Source organism: Algoriphagus halophilus, assembly GCF_900129785.1.
Classification (GTDB): domain Bacteria; phylum Bacteroidota; class Bacteroidia; order Cytophagales; family Cyclobacteriaceae; genus Algoriphagus; species Algoriphagus halophilus.
Window position 1 is genome coordinate 2,793,549 of record NZ_FSRC01000001.1, and the last position, 17,423, is coordinate 2,810,971.

Genomic DNA, 17,423 nt, shown 5'->3' on the forward strand with positions numbered 1-17,423 from the left:
CTGGTCTTGGTTTTAATTCATCATTTAACTCAGCAGGAGTGTTAAATTCCTGTGAATCGTATTTTTCCCTATGTAGGAATATCCGTTCGTGGTCCTTGCCGTAGCTACTAAGATAAAGCTGTAAGCACAGGATTGGGGCGGTCTCCAATTCCCGGATGCGGGAACCAATTTGTTCGTAAATCCAGTCCAATTCCCTTTAGACAAGGAATATCCCTCTGAATAAATGGACGTGGACAAGCCTGCACCGTAGGTTGCATAGAAGCTGACTCCTCTCAAATTACCCTCAGGGTCATTGGCCGTAATCCTGAAATTAAGCCCATCAGGAGCTGCACCAATGGATTCAATGGCACAAGCTGAAACTTCACTGCTGCCATGTTTGATACTTTCAATATTCGTTGCAGGGACATGGTTATCGATATAAAGTCTTAACTCTTGTTGCGCAGCAACCGAGGTATAGCTACTTCCTATATAAAATGTAACCCTGATTTTATACAAACCCGGCAATAAGGCGGTCGTCGGAAACTGAATCAATAAATCATCTATGGAGTAATCAATGGCCGGGTTGGGCAGTTGATAGTAACCATAGGCAGAAGGAGCAAAAGATTGCAAAGCGTAGGTACTTCCCGTCCATCGGTAGTTGGACCAATTACTGATCAATTTCGTGTAGGATCCTCCTGGCGGGTCTATTTCAACCTTATATTTCCGATTTCCCGCAGCGTATAATTGCTGCAGTTTGGTTCTATTTCCTATCAAATTCAGTGTTCCTCCAAACGCTGCATTTTCTACATGTACATAATACCCCGGATCAGTAGTAGCCCTTCCCAAAACATCAATTTTAGTAGTAGGAATAAGTCCAACACTTCCCACTAAAGGCCCCAAATCAGCTGAGGGGATCGTTGGTTTTCTGGATAAGATCAGCTGCCTGAGTTTGGTGAAATCCTTGTAAAATCCTCCTGGAAAATCAGTGATAAAACCTGGATTGCTGGATCGTACCCTAAAACCAAAATATGTATAGGGAGTACTCAATGGCCAAGAAAGAGAAACATTGATTTCTTTCAACTCAATTTTGAATTTCCATATTCTATGGCTCACCTCTGAGTTGGGACTTGGAGCAAACTCCTGCACTACTTCAGACTTAGGTGGAACAGAAATCCCGGTCCATGAACCGGGCCCCAAGTACTTTTGGATCGCTAGTTTATTGGGTTGGTTTTTATACAAAGCGTAATTGACGTCTACGTTGCTGGTGATGGCCCGGTCTCGATTGTAATCAAAAGAAAGCCAGAAGTAATCGTTAGTACCAGGATCATTTCCGGTATCTTCCAATACGTCAATCGCTAAATACAGGAAATTGGCGTCATTTTTTGCCATGATGTATCCTCTTGAAAATTTTAAGGATCCAGCATTTTCCCATCCTCCTGAGTTGATGGGAGCTCCTAAATTGATCGGGCTGTTGGCCCAGGTGCTTTTCAACGGAAACGCAAAAAGCAAGGGGGTAGTGATGGAAAAGTTTCTAAGTTTTGCCATGGTTTTTAAGGGTTATAAAAATGTAATAAAAGTGTTTTTTTATGCGCTCTAGCCTAAAAATGAGCGCATTTTGGCTACAATCCCTTTGCGGGAACCGATTTCATAATGAAATCAAACATTCAGCAAGTAGCTGAATTTCAAGTATTTATAAATTAATAATAATTGATCAAAAAAAAATAATAATATCAAACAAAAAGGCTCCTGATATAACTATCAGAAGCCTTAATATAATTATATAAAGTTTAAATTACTTTGCTGGCAATAATTGGGATTTCACCTCTCCAAAACCTACTCGAATACCGTCCTTTTCTGCATACCCTTTCATGATGACAGTATCCCCATCTTCCAGGAATGTTCTTTCTTCTCCCGTATCCAATTTCAAAGTTTTTTTGCCATTCCAAGACAGTTCCAATAAGGACCCAAAAGAATCCTCCGTAGTTCCCGAAATTGTTCCAGAAGCCATCAAATCCCCTACATTGATATTACAACCATTGACGGTATGGTGAGCCAATTGCTGCGCTACATTCCAGTACATGGATTTGAAATTGGACTGACAAACCTTGGTGGCTTTTTTTCCTTCTGGCTGAATCAAAACCTCCAAATTAATATCAAAACTATGTGCAGAATCACACTTTAAATAAGGCAATACTTCGGGGTCTTGAATGGGGTTTTCCACTCTAAAATATTCCAAAGCCTCTAAGGTTACGACCCAAGGTGACATGGATGAGGCAAAGCTCTTTCCAAGAAATGGTCCTAAAGGCACATATTCCCAAGCCTGGATGTCACGGGCAGACCAATCATTGAATAAGGTAAATCCAAAAATGTAATCTTCTGCATCTGCAGTGCTTACCGAATCCCCCAATCTAGTGGACTTCCCTGTGATAAATGCAAGTTCCAGTTCAAAATCCATTTTTTTAGATGGAGCAAATCCTGGCGAATCCATATCCGGAGATTTGAATTGACCTTTGGGACGGTGAATAGGCACCCCAGATGGAATGATACTCGATGCTCTACCATGATAGCCAACCGGCAAGTGTTTCCAATTGGGCAATAAGGCATTTTCAGGATCCCGGAACATTTTACCAACATTGGTTGCATGCTCCATACTGCTATAAAAATCTGTATAATCACCGATTTTGACAGGTAATAGCATTTCTGCTTCCTTGCGGTTGACCATCACCTTCCCTCTTACCGAATGATCTCTTAGCTTTTCATTGTCCACTAAAAGTAAATCCTGAACTCGCTCTCTAATCTTTTTGGTTTGAACCTTACCTAGAGAAATCAAATCATTCAAAGCCTCATTTATGAAAATACCCTCTGGAAGAAATAGGTCCGAAAAAAACCCTTCTTGGTCCAATACGCTTAGGTCAACAATTTTGTCGCCTATAGCAATTCCAGTCCTGGGGCTCAATCTTTTGTTTTTGAACACCCCAAAAGGAAGGTTATAAATAGTAAAATCGGAATTTTTGGGAACTTCCACCCAGGTACTCAAGGTGTTACTCTTAATGTCGCTCATGATTAAAAATCTTTCAAGGGGCAAATTTAGGGTTTATATAGGAAATGAAAAGGAATTAAATTTTTGGCTTGATATTACTAGGCTACCCCGTGCAAACTTCCAACTGACATTCTTTGTTTTACATAAGTTGAAAAGAATTTTAATTCAAGCCAGCTTTTACGAAAACCTAATCCAGAACGTCTCTAGGAGCTCATTAAATTTTATATCCCAGATCATGAAGGAATTCCAAATAACCTATATGCCCTTTGGAATAATTTTATAAGAAATAAATTTATACTATATTTGAATCGTACACGATTTAATCTTTAGCGACTAATGAAAACAAACTTGTTTCAGAAAATAATGCGCGTCATTCTTGGCGGGTTTATGACCCTGGCGGGAATTGGCCACCTTACCTTCCAACGGGATGAATTTCAAGCCCAGGTCCCAAGATGGTTGCCTGACAGTCCTGAATTCATGGATTTTGTAGTGGTCTCTTCAGGAGTGGTAGAAATCGCCTTTGGCTTGGCTATGGTATTTCTTTGGAAACATCAAATCAAAGTTGGAATCGCCCTGGCGATATTTTACGTATTGATATTCCCGGGCAATATTTCTCAGTACACCAATGAAATCAGCGCATTTGGTTTAGACACCGATCAAAAACGATTGATCCGCCTGTTTTTTCAGCCTGTTTTGATTTTATGGGCATTATGGTCAACCGGAGCATTGAAATATTTAATCAACAGAAATAAAAAATAGCATGAAATTGAAAACTGTATATGATTTTGAGGCGAATACACTTGCCGGAAAAAAAATCAGTCTTAAAGAATATCAAGGCAAAACACTCCTCATCGTCAATACTGCCAGTCAATGCGGTCTGACCCCCCAATATGAAGGACTGGAGGAGCTATATCAAAAATACAAAGATCAAGGCTTGGTCGTTTTAGGTTTTCCCTGTAACCAGTTCGGAAATCAAGAAAAGGGAAACTCAGAGCAGATACAGGAATTTTGCCAGGTAAATTATGGCGTGAGTTTTCCGATGTTTGAAAAGGTCGAAGTGAATGGTAACAACGCCCATCCCCTTTACAAATTTCTGAAATCAAAGCTATCCGGAGGACTTTTGGGAAGTAAAATCAAATGGAATTTCACCAAATTTCTAATTGATCAAAATGGGGTTCCTATCAAGCGATATGCCCCTATTACCGTTCCCAAAAAGATGGAAAAAGACATTGAAAAAGTAGTAAACCATGGCTAATCCAGCACCAGAGCTGTATTTGGAAAATCAGCTCTGCTTTCCTTTATATGCAGCGTCTCGCCTGACCACCAAAATATATACCCCATTCTTAGAGGAGTTGGGTATAACTTATCCCCAATACCTGGTTATGCTCACCTTATGGCAATTTCAGGAACAAAGCGTCAAGTCCATTGGAGAACGTTTATTTCTAGAATCCAATACCCTAACCCCGCTTTTGAAGCGATTGGAACAGAAAGACCTTATCCAACGAATACGCTCCAAAACGGACGAACGTACCGTGATGATTTCATTGACCCAAGCAGGAATGGAATTGAAGGAAAAAGCCCTAGAGGTACCCAAAAAGATTGTGGAATCATTTCATGACAATACCATCTCCGAGGAAGAGATTTTTTCCTTTCAAAAAACCTTGTTCAAACTTTTGAATGTCTTAGACAAAAAGGTATCTGAATAGCATCGTACTAGGAAAAGGATTTATTCGGAATATCTGGAAAATGAAACTTTATCCTGGCACAATACCTTCTTTAGGAAAGAAATTGAGAACACAACATGAGCAGAGGTTTTGTAAAAGAAGAAGATCAGGAGGAAACTCCCTTAGTTCCGCCTAGAGTGGAGCTTCCAAATGGGGTTACCAATTACGTGACTCAAAACGGATTGGCTGAATTACTTTCCGAAAAGGAAGCTTTGTTGGAAGAAAAAACCAAACTTCAGGCTACCACTGAACAGGAAAAACGTGTCCTTTCCAATTTCATCAATGCTAAAATTCATTTGCTTGAAGAACGAATTGCTACCGCAAAACCGGTAAACCTACGTGAACAACCACAGGATGAAATTCGGTTTGGCGCCACCGTAACCCTTAAAGTGAACAATAGCCCTAAAAAGATGACTTATCAACTTGTAGGGGTAGATGAAGCAGATATTTCCAAAAACAAAATATCTTTTATCTCCCCTATTGCCAAGATTTTAACCGGTAAAAAAGTTGGGGATCAAGCAGTATTGAAACTTGCAAAGGAAGATCGAGTTTTTGAAATCTTGGCTATCCACTATTCACCTAATTGAAATAAGAACTATTCCATATTGTTTTTTGGAAGTATAATTCACCACTAAATTAAAGGCTATTTTTTTCTCCGCCTTGTAATTGATCCTCCAATCATGCCGCAAAAATTGGCTTTTTCCCTATTTTTGCCCCTCAATTAATTATCCTTCTATGTCTATTGCCAGCAAATACGATCCAGCCTCAGCAGAAGCCAAGTGGTATGCTTACTGGATGGAGCACAAGCTTTTTTCTTCGAAAGTAGATCCGAATAAAGAGCCTTACACCATCGTAATCCCTCCACCCAACGTCACAGGGGTCTTGCACATGGGGCATATGTTGAATAATACCATTCAGGATGTTTTGATTCGAAGAGCCCGAATGCAAGGAAAAAATGCTTGCTGGGTTCCAGGGACTGACCATGCCTCCATCGCTACTGAAACCAAAGTAGTAAACATGCTCAAAGAACAGGGGATAGATAAAAAATCAATTACCCGTGAGGAATTCTTGAAGCATGCTTGGGAATGGAAAGAAAAATACGGAGGTATCATTCTAGAGCAATTGAAAAAGCTAGGAGCTTCCTGCGATTGGGATCGTACTGCCTTTACCATGGATGAAGGTTTGAGCGATGCAGTATTAACAGTTTTCGTAGACCTCCATAAAAAAGGTAAAATCTACCGTGGGATACGTATGGTTAACTGGGATCCTCAAGGTAAAACTGCTTTGTCTGATGACGAAGTAATCACCAAAGAAATCCAATCCAAACTCTATTACATTAAGTACCAAATTGAAGGTACTGAAAATGAGTTTTTGACGATTGCTACCACACGTCCTGAAACTATTATGGCTGATGTAGCCATCTGTGTGAATCCAAATGACACAAGATTTACTCATTTGAAAGGGAAGAAAGCCATTGTTCCTTTGATCAATCGTGCCATTCCAATTATCGAAGATGAATATGTGGACATGGAATTTGGAACTGGATGCCTAAAAGTAACTCCAGCACATGACATCAATGATTATGAGCTAGGACTCAAGCACAAACTGGAAGTTATCGATATTCTGAATGACGATGGCACTCTCAACGAGAAAGCCCAAATTCTAGTAGGGGAAGATCGATTCATCGCCAGAAAGATGATAGGCAAACTTCTGAAGGAAGTCGATCAGCTGGATAAGATCGAAGACTATAAATCCAATGTAGGTCATTCTGAAAGGACAGATGCGGTCATTGAACCAAAGCTTTCTATGCAATGGTTCTTGAAAATGGATGAAATCACTAAACCGGCGCTGAGCTCTGTAATGGATGATGTCATCAAGCTATACCCTCCAAAATTCAAAAACATGTATCGTTCTTGGATGGAGAATGTTCGTGACTGGTGTATTTCCCGTCAGCTTTGGTGGGGACATAGAATCCCTGCATTTTTCCTTCCTAATGGGGAATACGTAGTTGCCAAAACCGCAGAGGAAGCATTGCTGATTGCCAACGAACAATATGGAGAGAAGTACAGCCTAGAAGATCTTAAGCAGGAAGATGATGTGTTGGATACTTGGTTTAGCTCTTGGTTATGGCCGATCTCTGTTTTTGATACAGAGGTATTTAAAACGGGACAACCGAATGAAGACCTGAAATACTACTATCCAACCAATGACTTGGTTACTGCTCCGGAAATCCTATTTTTCTGGGTAGCAAGAATGATCATTGCAGGATATGAGTACATGGGAGAAAAGCCATTTAAAAACGTTTACCTCACAGGAATTGTACGGGATAAATTGGGGCGAAAAATGTCCAAATCTCTGGGGAACTCACCAGATCCATTGGAATTGATTGCACAAAATGGTGCCGATGGGGTAAGAACAGGGATGCTGTTTTCTTCTCCTGCCGGTAATGACCTTCCATATGATGACAAATTGGTGGAACAAGGGAGAAACTTTGCCAATAAAATTTGGAATGCTTTCCGTTTGGTGAAAGGTTGGGAAATCGACCCTAATTTAGATGGATCGGCCAATCGTTCTAGCATTCAATGGTTTGAAAACCGCTTCAACCAAGCCTTGGGCGAGATCAATGAGCATTTTGAGAAATTCAGAATTTCGGATGCCTTGATGACTACCTATAAGTTGGTATGGGGAGATTTCTGCTCTTGGTATCTTGAAATGATCAAACCGGAATACCAGCATCCAATTGATCAGGAAACCTATGACAAGACCATTTCCTTGTTCGAAGATATCCTGAAGATTCTTCATCCATTTATGCCTTTTATTTCTGAAGAACTTTGGCATCAAATCAAGAATAGAACAGTGGAAGAATCATTGATTCTTGCTTCATGGCCTGAAGAAAAATCATTTGATCTGGAGATTATCCAGGAAGCAAATCAAATTTTTGAGGTCGTTTCACAAGTGAGAAATCTCCGAGCTTCCAAAGGAATGTCTCCAAAAGAAGCCTTGGAATTGACCATCAACACCAAAAACCAAGGTGTTTATCAACGATTTGAATCTGTATTGAATAAGCTAGCCAACTTGGCTTCATTAAGCTTTGCTGAGAAAGTGGACAATGCCATTAGCTTTGTTGTAAAATCAGATGAGTGCTTCGTGCCGATGGGAGACTCCATCAATGTAGAAGAGGAGAAAGCGAACATCCAAAAAGAGCTTGACTACACGAAAGGATTCCTGAATTCTGTCATGAAAAAGCTAAGTAATGAGCGATTTGTATCTGGAGCTCCTGCGAAAGTGATCGAAATGGAACGTAAAAAACAAGCTGATGCCGAAGCTAAAATCAAGGCCTTGGAAGACAGCTTAGCCAAATTAGGATAAACCAAAAATGGCTTCATTATAAAAACAATAATTCAAAACCCGAAGTGAAGACTTTGGGTTTTGACATTTTAATGAAAGATCATAAAATCCACAGCTGATCTTTCACCTGCTCCTTTTAGGAAAAATTCAAATAGTTTTTACTCAGCCATTTTTCCTCTAAACTGATTTTACACCAACCATTTTCCTCCTCAGAGATAAACACTTCTTCTGATTCCATTAAGTTATCTACAATGGAAAAATTGGTCCCTGGTCCACTTCTGACCCGTAATACATTGGCATTTACTGTTGCTCTTTTTACTTCAATCGTATATTGACCATACACCCAATGGGATTGACTATTTGAGATTTTCAACCACCCATTGGACTCATCATAAATCCGAAGAATGGATCCTAACTGAGCAGCACCTCTATCAGATGCCTTTGGAGCTGAACCTGAGGGAGCTTCTCTAACATTCAATAAGTTTGCAGTCACCACCACATATTTCTGGATTGCCGCCGGAGGCGCAGGGGCCGGTCTTCCCTGAAGCTTTTGGGATACTAAAGGCAAGAAATTCCTATTGAAATCATCTATCTTATTTCCTCCAAAAAAATTGCTCCCAGGACATGACTTATTATTTCCTGTCCCATTATTCCTCTTTCCAGTATTCAAATCAAACCAATGGTGATAGATAATGCTGAAACTATTCAATGGCAGTCGAAACTTATCACAGAGCGCGGCAGTCATTCCCACTACCGTTTCTCTTTGTTCGGGAGTCATCTCATCTCCTCCCTTATCAAAATTCCCAAAATGCTCCATGCAAATAGAATCCCGATTTGCTCCATAGATGCAAGCAGGAGTCAATTCCAATGATCTTCCTGTCACAATGGATCCATCCGGAAAACTGGTGAAATGTTGCCCTATGTCCTGCCAGCCATTGTTTCGGACATGATAGTTTTTCATTGCTGATTGACGTTCGAAATGATTCGACCCATTGAAATGAATATAGCTAGGACTCCAGGTATGATGTTGCTGTACTGTTAAAATAGTCCTTGCAATCCGCTGTTCTTGAATCCAAGCAACGAACTCCGGCAAACTCATTTTTAAAAATCCATATTTTGATTCCATGAATCTTCTGGTTAAATGTTAAAAATTTGATTTCCATTTAATTTAACCAGAAAAATCCAATCCCTATCCAAGAATATCTTTAAAGCCCTTTAATTCTCAAATCTCTAAAAAGCACACCTTGCCCTTCACTTTGTAAACCAATAAATCCTTCGGTAAGTAGTTGACCATCTACCTTCATTTTTGGATCAAACCTATTGGCAGTCCCTCCCCCTATTTGAGGCTTCGTGTATTGTAAAACTGTGTCTCCATTTACCAAATGAATCACCAAAGAATCCGCAAAGACAATTAAGTCTGCTCTGACCCATTCATCCCATTTGAAAGTTGGTGAAGTGGAATTGATGCAATGTCTAGGATCTTTCTTTCCTTCAAAATATACATCTGTCCCTGGAGAACACATATTACCAGTGGGTCTTGGCACTCCTTCTTCTTCCTCTGCTAGCATCTGCCATTCTACAGAAATGGGCCAATCCTGCTCTTTTAAGATTGTCGAGGGTGCTTGAGAGTGGAACATTACTCCACTGTTTCTATACGTGTAGCTTGCAGCATCCTCTAACCACTGGTCAGTAAACCGGTATTCCCAAGTCATGTGAAAGGAGGAAAAAGGCTTTTCGTAAAAGAGATGACCATAACGATCATCAAAACCTTCCTTATAATCATCATAATTCACTTCAATCACCCCATCTACCACTCTAAAAGTATTGGCGTAGTTCTCCCCAGTTTCATGATGTTGAATCTTTGGAATCCAGCCTTCAAGGTCTTTTCCATTGAACATCTGAATCCATTCAGGCTTGGCTTTATTCTGTATTTCCTCTCTTTCTTCAGCTTTGTTTTGGGCACATGAAAAAAGGACTGAACTCAACAGTGAAAAACATAAAATATTCTTGATCATAAAGATTTTGGTCATTGAAAGTGGAAGATATGGAAATCTTCTAAAATCTATAGCCCAGAATTTATAATAGGTTTAGGAAAGCTTTTTTTGGCAGGCAGCATATTTTTTTGAGGTGACAAATTGAAAAGCTTCCTTTTCTATCACTGCCTCTACAGACTGAGGTTTCCCCATTAATTCTCCATCAATTTGAAACTCCACATCCTCAGGATTTTCAATCACACAGGATTCACAGCGAAAAACTCTTGAGGAGTCCTGTTCCTCTAAGTCTCCTTTAAACATGGCCATGGTCATACGAATATAGTCTTTGGCTGATTCCGGATTTAAAGCAATTATTTCAAACTTCCCATCATCCATTTTCCCTTTGCAATTGATCAAAGCTCCTGTTCCATATTGATCTCCATTGGCTATGACAAGCATTTTTGCGGAAACTTCCTTTGTGTCTCCGTTGATCTTCAATCGAAATACCTTAGGCTCTGTAGAAAAAATCTCGGATACCGAACTGGTAATATAGGCCAGCATTCCTCTACCGTCAGTGGATTCAAACTTTTTGACCAAGTTGGCATTAAAGCCAAAATCAGCTAAGTGCAGGCATAGCTCTCCATTAATATGAACCGCATCGATGTGGTGAACCTGGAAAGTTCTCACTGCCTCCCATGCATCCTCTATGGTGTTAATGCCCATACACTTGGCAAGCCCGTTGGCAGACCCTAATGGGACAATACACAGAGTAGTGTTCATTTCCCGTAATGCCATGGCAACTAGTTTTACTGTACCATCTCCTCCTCCAACTAATACCAAGTCTGGATGAAGACGATCATATTCCAATTTGATTTTTTCTGCATCTCCCTGACCTGTAGTCTCAAAAATATGGGTATCATATTGGGGAAGTTTAACCTGTACCATTTCTACCAATTCCTCTTCCGTCAAACCATTCTCACCAGAAATGGGGTTAAAAACAAATAGACATACTTTTCTCATTACATATTCTGTTAAATAAATTGATTTTCCTTCGCTAATTCCAAGGCCTCTTTTGAAGTTTTGAAAAAGAAATAGTTTTCTAAAGACACTTGGGATTCAAGTTTCTGTTTTCTTTCAGGGTCCAACTCATCAACTAGTCGTATAAACACAGCAGTGACCCTGCCTGGAAATTTCTTGATGATTTCAGTGTAGATTTCCGGATCTTCCTGACCACTGTCGCCTACCAAAAAGAAGTGCATACCAGGAAAAAATCTGAATAGAAACTCAATCTTATCCTTTTTATGATCGTGATTTCCATGACCGGACTTCCAAATATTCCTAAGATTTAGATGTTTGTCTTTCAATAAGGTGGGCCCCATTGGTATATGTCGATATCGCATAAAATCCCGGATCAGATCATAAATCGACCAATCACTGCTGGACACGTAAAAGATGGGATTCTCTTTGTGACGCGTAAGTTCTTTGTAAAACTCTGACACCCCTGGCAAGGGTCTTCTTGTATAGGCATTTTTAGAGATGGAAAGCCAAAACTTCTTTCCAATATCTGTGGAATGGGAAATCAAAACAGTGTCATCAATATCTGAAATCACCCCCTGCCGTTCACTAAACCTCTTCACTTCCCTAGTAATCCATGTGGAGTTAATTTTTTCTTCAGGTTCCAGAACCTTAAAATTCACATGTTCCAATCTGTCGACAGAATAGGGATTTTTTACCTCAATTTGCTTCTCAAAAACCCCCTCCTCATCTGTTCTGACTTGAAATTTTTGATCATGTAAATGAATCTCCACCAGAGCATTGGGTATAGACTTGACAGAATATCTCCTGATAGAGGCAATGATATTTTTCAGCCATGAATTTCTAGAATTGGGTCTTTTTTGCTTATAGGAGGTGATTACCCTTCCCTTTACAAAGACAGTATCCTCATTTCCAAAGGAAAGAAAAGGCTCCACCTTTACTTTATCCTTTGAGCTGACCTCTTTCTGAACGATTTTTACTGAATTCATACCTACTATAAATGCAAAAAAGAGGCCTTAGAATCTAAATCCGTACGTTTGAAGGATTTTGCCAAAAAAAAAGCCATCCCGATTTCTCGAAATGGCTTGCAATCAAGTTTAGTCTATTAATGCTTCCAATCGTACTGATCCACTTGCTCCAAACAGGCGGTTAACAAGGAAATAGAATCCGCTATGTCTTGCTTATGTGCCATTTCAATCACTTGGTGAAGGTGTCTAGTAGGAATGGAGATGGCGCCTGCAATCGCCCCATGTTTACCCATTCGCTGAACTCCAGCGGTATCTGTTCCTCCTGCAGTTAAGATCTCAGGCTGCCAAGTAATGGATTGTTTGTTAGCGGTTTGCTTCATAAACTCCACCATTCTGTAGTCACAAATTGTAGAAGCATCCATGATTTTTATGGCGGTTCCTTTTCCTAGCTCTGTCACTTTCTCATGAGCTTGAGCTCCCGGTACGTCAAACGCAATGGTCGTATCTAATGCGATCCCGAAATCAGGATTGATTCCATGTGCGGCCACATTGGCACCCCGGATACCCACTTCTTCCTGCACCGTAAAAGTAGCGTAAACATCATAGGCGGGATTTTCCAATTTTTTCAAGGTTTCAATCAAGATAAATACGGCTACTCTATTATCAATGGATTTACAATTCACACAATCACCCATTTCAATTAATTCTCGATCTCTGGTTACAGGATCCCCAATTGAAATCACTTTTTCCACCTCTGATTTAGGCATCCCCAGGTCAATGAAAAAATCTGTCGTTTTTGGAAGCTTGGTTCTCTCCTCCTGGGACATCACATGAATTGGCTTACTTCCCATAACACCTACCAAATCTTCCTTTCCATGAACGATCACCCGCTGTGCCGTCAAGGTTTTTGGATCAAAACCACCCAATGTATGGAATCTTAAAAATCCATTGTCATCGATATGCGTCACGATAAATCCAATCTCATCCATGTGGGCAGCCACCATCACTTTTTTTTGATCTGGATTTCTTTTTCCTTTCTTGATGGCGATCACATTTCCCAGGTTATCTACCTTTACTTCATCGGAAAGGGGCGTTACCAACGCTATTACCAAGTCTCTTACTCGCTTTTCGAAACCCGGTGCGCCGGCGATTTCACAAATTTCTTTTAAAAGGGATACGTTTATGTCCATTTCGGTAAATCTATTTTGTTTTAAAACACTAATTTATTGATCGCTTAGATTATAAAAGAAAAAGGCACAAGGAATATTCCCTGTGCCTATCAATATTTTATCAATTCTTTTAATGAATTAATAAGCTCTTACTGTCTTACCTTCCATATAGTTGGCAAATGATCTATTTACCACTCTTGTACCCCCAGTAGTTGGATAATTTCCAGTGAAATACCAATCTCCGGTATGTTTTGGAATACACTTATGAAGGTTCTCTACCGTTTGGAAAATCACTTTTACCTCAGCTTTGATATTATCTCCAGCCACAATCTGGGCTACTTTATCAGAAATCTCCTCATCTGTAAAAGAGCTATAAACATCCTTTACAAAGTTTTCATAAGAGTTTGGATCATTTAAACAAGATTCATGTACCCTATCCAACACAGATCCCATTCCTCTCTCTTTTAGTAATGCCAATGCTGCTCTGAACGCTATAAATTCCTTCATTCTAGACATATCAATACCGTAACAATCAGGGAATCTGATTTGAGGAGCTGAAGATACGATGATGATTCTTTTTGGATTTAATTTATCCAAGGTGGTCAAAATACTTTTCTCCAAGGTAGTACCTCTTACAATACTATCATCAATCACCACTAAGGAGTCAATGCCTGGTTTTACTACCTCAAAAGTAGTATCGTAAACATTAGCCACCATGGTATCACGATCATCGTCATTGGTAATGAAGGTCCTCAACTTCACGTCCTTACTCACCAATTTCTCCACTCTTGGGCGGAAATTAAGCAATTCATCGAGCTCACCCATATGTGGTTTTCCTTCCAGGAACACCTCACGTCTTTTGGCACTCAGATAATCTTCTAAACCTTCAATCATCCCCAAGAAGGCTGTTTCAGCTGTGTTTGGGATGTAGGAAAATACGGTATTTTTAAGGTCGAAGTCAATGGCTTTCAAGATCTGCGGAATCAAAGCTTTCCCCAGGTCTTTCCGCTCTTGGTAGATGGCCGGATCTGTTCCTCTTGAGAAGTAAATACGTTCAAAACTACATGATTTCTTTTCTCTAGCAGGAAGGATTTCAGATTCAGCATAAGACCCGTCTTTATTGATCACTAACGCATGTCCTGGTTTGATCTCTTGGATTGCATTAAAATCAATATTGAAAGCAGATTTGATCGCTGGCTTTTCAGAAGCTACCACTACCACTTCCTCATCCGCATAATAATAAGCAGGACGAATTCCAGAGGGATCTCGAACCACAAAAGAGGAACCATTTCCAATCATTCCTGCCATGGTATATCCTCCGTCAAAGTCTCTACAAGACCTTCTTAAAATCCTAGCTACGTCCAATTCATTTTCAATCACATGGGTGATCTGCTCATTGGAATATTGGTGCTTATATTTATCGAAGATTCGTTGGTTTTCCTCGTCAAGGAAGTGACCAATTTTCTCCATTACGGTTACTGTATCCGTCTTTTCTTTTGGGTGCTGTCCAAGCTGAACTAGTTTGCTAAACAACTCCTCCACATTCGTCATGTTGAAGTTACCGGCCATCACTAGGTTACGGCTTCTCCAGTTATTTTGCTTTAAAAATGGATGGCAGGTTTCAATGCTGTTCTCGCCATGGGTTCCATAACGAAGATGTCCCAACCAAACTTCACCTGTAAAGGCAATGTTTTCTTTCAACCAATCCGCATCGGTTAAGGCATCATGCCCCCCTAACTTCTTGGCTTTCTTGTACTTCTTATTGATTTTGTCAAAAATATAATTGACTGCTGAAGGCTCAATCGAACGATACCTACTAATGTACCTAGTTCCGGGGTCCGTGCCAATCTTGATATTGGCGACACCTGCGCCATCTTGGCCTCGATTTATTTGCTTTTGCATTAAGACATAAAGCCTGTTTGCTGCGTAGGCTGCTGTTCCGTACTTATCGATGTAGTATTGAACAGGTTTGCGTAGCCTTATCATTGCTATGCCGCATTCGTGTTTGATGGCGTCACTCATGGATTCTGGCGAATGTTATTTTTGATGATTCAAAGTTACTAGTTTTTAAAAGAATTTTTCTTCAAAAAAGTTCTATTTCATGATTTTAAATTTTGTGAATAGCCCTTTTTCTTACAAAAGGCCGATTAAGCAGAAATAGCCGCGATTCAAGGAGAATATTTTGGTTCATTAGGAACAAACTGAGGGACTTTTCCCCAAAATTATTTTTGATCTATCTCAAAAAAGTTGCTTTACGAGAATTTTAGGCGGTTGGCACACCCTTCGCAACTAGCAAATACAGTTCGATAATGGTCATTACGAATGAAGGAGTCCGGACTCCAACTAGTTAACTATTATTTAACTAACCCAAATAACATGATGAAAACTCTGATTTTAGTGTCTGTAATGTTATTTACTGGAGTTGCATTGGCTTCTCCACCAATTGCCCTGGAAAAAATAAACCCAAATACAGTTTCTGTCCGACAAGACAAAATGAAAATCGAACCTGAATCATTGCCAAAGGCAGTGAAAAATTCCATCGCTGAAGATGATTTGGTCAAATCTTTGCCTATTGATAAAGCATTCCAACTCACCCAGCTCGATGGAACCTTCCTCTTTGAGGTCAAATTTGATGATGGAACCGATGAACAGGTAACCAAAAAATATGATCAAGAGGGAAATGAAATAAAAGGCTAGTTGTTCAATCTCCCTATATTAAAAAGGCATCGTGCACTTTGCTCGATGCTTTTTTCGTAATTTCGCATTATTCAATGATAATGATTTCATGAAGCAGATCTTATTAGTCGAAGACGACCTGACTTACTCAAGAATAGTTAAAACCTTTTTGGAGAAAAATGGGTACGCTGTTCAAACCTGCATCAAGGTAAAGGATGCACAACAGATCATGAGTTCCAATAGCTTTGATTTGATCATAGCTGATTTCCGATTACCTGATGGTACAGGTATGGAATTACTCCAATGGACCAAATCAAAATTCCCGCAGACTCAGGTCATTCTCATCACCCACTATTCAGACATTCGTATTGCCATCAAAGCCATGAAGCTTGGTGCATTTGAATATATCACCAAGCCAATCAACCCAGATGAGTTGTTGGCAACCGTGAAAGAGTCTCTTTCTGTAAAGGGGAACGAAGCCCCAAAAACTTCCTCCACTCCTCAAAAAAGTTCGGAACCAAAGGTATCCAAGGGAAGCTATGTTATAGGAAGTTCCTCAGAGGCAGAAAAATTGGAAAAGCACATCCAGTTGGTCGCTCCAACCGATTTAAGCGTATTGGTATTGGGTGAAACTGGAACAGGAAAAGAGTTTGTCTCTCGAAGAATTCATGAGCTTTCCACCAGAAAAGACGGACCTTTCATCGCGATCGATTGTGGAGCCTTACCAAGAGAACTTGCAGGAAGTGAATTGTTTGGCCACGTAAAAGGTGCTTTTACAGGGGCTTTAGAACATAAAACGGGACATTTTGAGTCTGCAAATGGAGGAACCATCTTCCTGGATGAAATAGGAAACTTAAGCTATGAAGTTCAGATTCAGTTATTACGTGCCATTCAAGAAAGAACCATCCGTAAAATCGGAGGCAATAAGGAAATCCAAATAGATGTGCGAATTATTGCTGCAACCAATGACAACCTGATTCTACAATCCGGGGATGGACATTTTAGAGAAGACTTATATCATAGACTGAATGAATTTACACTTCAAGCGATCCCTCTAAGAAGAAGAAAAGAAGATTTGGAGGATTTCTCTCAGCAATTCTTAGAAGAAAGTAATGCCCGACTCAACAAATCTGTCAGTGGGTTCACTCCTGAAGTTTGGGAGATTTTCTTAGCTTATGATTGGCCTGGAAACTTAAGAGAATTAAGAAATATCATCAAAAGAGCTGTGTTGCTTACTGCAGGAGGATTAGTGGAAAAAGATGCGCTACCTGCAGACTTGTATGAACCATCACTTCAATCAACTTCCACTTCCATGATGGGTGGAGCCTCCTCCATGGGAAATGATTTACCCTCACCCAAAGATTATAAATCCAAATGGATCGAGCAGGAAAAGGAATTGATTCAAAAAGTCCTCAACGATACGAAATTCAATAAATCCAAAACCGCCAGAATCCTGAACATGGATCGTAAGACCTTGTATAGTAAAATGGAAAAGTATGGGTTGGATTAAG

The 17,423-nt window shown here is 39.9% G+C and carries 15 protein-coding genes; 7 read left to right on the forward strand and 8 right to left on the reverse strand.

The genetic code is table 11. From position 1 onward, the window contains the following. Positions 1-24: 24 nt before the first annotated feature. Positions 25-1,524: a hypothetical protein gene (locus tag BUR11_RS11630; RefSeq protein ID WP_074224976.1), complete on the reverse strand. Its 1,500-nt coding sequence runs from the start codon at positions 1,522-1,524 to the stop codon at positions 25-27. A gap of 247 nt (positions 1,525-1,771) precedes the next feature. Continuing rightward, the gene (fahA, locus tag BUR11_RS11635; RefSeq protein WP_200800390.1) at positions 1,772-3,040 is read right to left on the reverse strand and encodes a fumarylacetoacetase; all 1,269 of its coding nucleotides are present in this window, start codon (positions 3,038-3,040) and stop codon (positions 1,772-1,774) included. Between the two features lie 315 nt (positions 3,041-3,355). On the opposite strand from fahA, the gene BUR11_RS11645 reads away from it, so the two are divergent. The 5 genes from BUR11_RS11645 (at position 3,356) to BUR11_RS11665 (ending at position 8,112) form a co-directional block, all read left to right on the forward strand. After that, on the forward strand, positions 3,356-3,778 hold the full coding sequence (locus tag BUR11_RS11645; RefSeq protein WP_074224978.1) for a DoxX family protein: 423 nt from the start codon (positions 3,356-3,358) through the stop codon (positions 3,776-3,778). A 1-nt stretch (position 3,779) separates the two neighbouring features. Continuing rightward, complete coding sequence (locus BUR11_RS11650) at positions 3,780-4,274, forward strand: glutathione peroxidase (RefSeq protein WP_200800391.1); 495 nt, start codon at positions 3,780-3,782, stop codon at positions 4,272-4,274. Beyond that, positions 4,267-4,725 carry a MarR family winged helix-turn-helix transcriptional regulator gene (locus BUR11_RS11655; protein ID WP_074224979.1) on the forward strand — a complete coding sequence of 153 codons (459 nt, stop codon included), beginning with the start codon at positions 4,267-4,269 and terminating at the stop codon, positions 4,723-4,725. Before BUR11_RS11650 ends, BUR11_RS11655 begins: the two co-directional genes overlap by 8 nt. A 95-nt stretch (positions 4,726-4,820) precedes the next feature. Further along, positions 4,821-5,330: a GreA/GreB family elongation factor gene (locus BUR11_RS11660; RefSeq protein ID WP_074224980.1), complete on the forward strand. Its 510-nt coding sequence runs from the start codon at positions 4,821-4,823 to the stop codon at positions 5,328-5,330. A 148-nt stretch (positions 5,331-5,478) separates the two neighbouring features. Continuing rightward, entirely contained in the window at positions 5,479-8,112 is a 2,634-nt protein-coding gene (locus tag BUR11_RS11665; RefSeq protein WP_074224981.1) for a valine--tRNA ligase, read from the forward strand. A gap of 115 nt (positions 8,113-8,227) precedes the next feature. On the opposite strand, the gene BUR11_RS11670 is transcribed toward BUR11_RS11665, so the two are convergent. The 6 genes from BUR11_RS11670 to BUR11_RS11695 all read right to left on the reverse strand — a co-directional run bounded on the left by BUR11_RS11670 (position 8,228) and on the right by BUR11_RS11695 (position 15,258). After that, positions 8,228-9,217 carry an SH3 domain-containing protein gene (locus BUR11_RS11670; protein ID WP_074224982.1) on the reverse strand — a complete coding sequence of 330 codons (990 nt, stop codon included), beginning with the start codon at positions 9,215-9,217 and terminating at the stop codon, positions 8,228-8,230. 79 nt (positions 9,218-9,296) lie between these two features. Further along, on the reverse strand, positions 9,297-10,106 hold the full coding sequence (locus BUR11_RS11675) for a 3-keto-disaccharide hydrolase (RefSeq protein WP_074225227.1): 810 nt from the start codon (positions 10,104-10,106) through the stop codon (positions 9,297-9,299). 72 nt (positions 10,107-10,178) lie between these two features. Then, on the reverse strand, positions 10,179-11,084 hold the full coding sequence (locus BUR11_RS11680) for a diacylglycerol/lipid kinase family protein (RefSeq protein ID WP_074224983.1): 906 nt from the start codon (positions 11,082-11,084) through the stop codon (positions 10,179-10,181). A gap of 11 nt (positions 11,085-11,095) precedes the next feature. Further along, positions 11,096-12,088, reverse strand: coding sequence for an App1 family protein (locus BUR11_RS11685; RefSeq protein WP_074224984.1), 993 nt, complete (start codon positions 12,086-12,088; stop codon positions 11,096-11,098). Between the two features lie 116 nt (positions 12,089-12,204). Continuing rightward, entirely contained in the window at positions 12,205-13,257 is a 1,053-nt protein-coding gene (locus BUR11_RS11690) for a M42 family metallopeptidase (RefSeq protein ID WP_074224985.1), read from the reverse strand. 117 nt (positions 13,258-13,374) lie between these two features. Continuing rightward, positions 13,375-15,258 carry an amidophosphoribosyltransferase gene (locus tag BUR11_RS11695; protein ID WP_074224986.1) on the reverse strand — a complete coding sequence of 628 codons (1,884 nt, stop codon included), beginning with the start codon at positions 15,256-15,258 and terminating at the stop codon, positions 13,375-13,377. A gap of 354 nt (positions 15,259-15,612) precedes the next feature. Here BUR11_RS11695 and BUR11_RS11700 point away from each other — a divergent pair, with 354 nt between their 5' ends. Both BUR11_RS11700 and BUR11_RS11705 read left to right on the forward strand, forming a co-directional pair. Next, complete coding sequence (locus BUR11_RS11700; protein ID WP_143185922.1) at positions 15,613-15,933, forward strand: hypothetical protein; 321 nt, start codon at positions 15,613-15,615, stop codon at positions 15,931-15,933. Positions 15,934-16,021: 88 nt separating this feature from the next. After that, complete coding sequence (locus tag BUR11_RS11705) at positions 16,022-17,422, forward strand: sigma-54-dependent transcriptional regulator (RefSeq protein WP_074224987.1); 1,401 nt, start codon at positions 16,022-16,024, stop codon at positions 17,420-17,422. Position 17,423 lies beyond the last annotated feature (1 nt).

Bases quoted from the DNA above. Each gene is read 5' to 3' on its own strand.
- BUR11_RS11660 (WP_074224980.1), top strand. From the start codon at position 4,821: ATGAGCAGAGGTTTTGTAAAAGAAGAAGATCAGGAGGAAACTCCCTTA.
- BUR11_RS11680 (WP_074224983.1), bottom strand. From the start codon at position 11,084: ATGAGAAAAGTATGTCTATTTGTTTTTAACCCCATTTCTGGTGAGAAT.
- BUR11_RS11665 (WP_074224981.1), top strand. From the start codon at position 5,479: ATGTCTATTGCCAGCAAATACGATCCAGCCTCAGCAGAAGCCAAGTGG.
- BUR11_RS11630 (WP_074224976.1), bottom strand. From the start codon at position 1,524: ATGGCAAAACTTAGAAACTTTTCCATCACTACCCCCTTGCTTTTTGCG.
- BUR11_RS11695 (WP_074224986.1), bottom strand. From the start codon at position 15,258: ATGAGTGACGCCATCAAACACGAATGCGGCATAGCAATGATAAGGCTA.
- BUR11_RS11670 (WP_074224982.1), bottom strand. From the start codon at position 9,217: ATGGAATCAAAATATGGATTTTTAAAAATGAGTTTGCCGGAGTTCGTT.
- BUR11_RS11705 (WP_074224987.1), top strand. From the start codon at position 16,022: ATGAAGCAGATCTTATTAGTCGAAGACGACCTGACTTACTCAAGAATA.
- BUR11_RS11675 (WP_074225227.1), bottom strand. From the start codon at position 10,106: ATGATCAAGAATATTTTATGTTTTTCACTGTTGAGTTCAGTCCTTTTT.
- BUR11_RS11655 (WP_074224979.1), top strand. From the start codon at position 4,267: ATGGCTAATCCAGCACCAGAGCTGTATTTGGAAAATCAGCTCTGCTTT.
- BUR11_RS11700 (WP_143185922.1), top strand. From the start codon at position 15,613: ATGATGAAAACTCTGATTTTAGTGTCTGTAATGTTATTTACTGGAGTT.
- BUR11_RS11685 (WP_074224984.1), bottom strand. From the start codon at position 12,088: ATGAATTCAGTAAAAATCGTTCAGAAAGAGGTCAGCTCAAAGGATAAA.
- fahA (WP_200800390.1), bottom strand. From the start codon at position 3,040: ATGAGCGACATTAAGAGTAACACCTTGAGTACCTGGGTGGAAGTTCCC.
- BUR11_RS11690 (WP_074224985.1), bottom strand. From the start codon at position 13,257: ATGGACATAAACGTATCCCTTTTAAAAGAAATTTGTGAAATCGCCGGC.
- BUR11_RS11650 (WP_200800391.1), top strand. From the start codon at position 3,780: ATGAAATTGAAAACTGTATATGATTTTGAGGCGAATACACTTGCCGGA.
- BUR11_RS11645 (WP_074224978.1), top strand. From the start codon at position 3,356: ATGAAAACAAACTTGTTTCAGAAAATAATGCGCGTCATTCTTGGCGGG.